Genomic DNA, 346 nt, shown 5'->3' on the forward strand with positions numbered 1-346 from the left:
CCGAGTCCGACGAGGGGGACGCATTCACCGACGACGATAGACGGGTGATTGAGACCGGCAAGCCGCTCCATCGCACCGAGGAGACACTGACCGACGCCGCAGGCAACGAACGAGTCTTAGAAACGTGGAAAATACCATTCACCCCGGTCGACAGCGATGAGGACGCAGTACTCGGCGTCGCCAACGATATTACCGATCTCACCGATGCGCGTGACGCGCTTGACCGGCAGCGGCGGCTGACGAACCTCTACGCCGTGAGCAGCCGTGTATTCAAATCAACGGATCCGGAAGACGCGTTCGACGCGTGTGTCAAGGCGGTCGCCGATGTGGTAACAGCTGACGAGCT

The 346-nt window shown here is 60.7% G+C and carries 1 protein-coding gene; it reads left to right on the forward strand.

Translation table 11 applies throughout. The annotated features are described in order from the left end of the window. Positions 1 to 346, forward strand: a 346-nt coding sequence (locus tag EXE44_RS18690) for a PAS domain-containing protein (protein WP_158293516.1), incomplete at both ends; no start/stop codon positions are given.

Source organism: Halorubrum sp. SS7 (assembly GCF_005435055.1).
In the GTDB taxonomy this organism is placed as follows: domain Archaea; phylum Halobacteriota; class Halobacteria; order Halobacteriales; family Haloferacaceae; genus Halorubrum; species Halorubrum salinarum.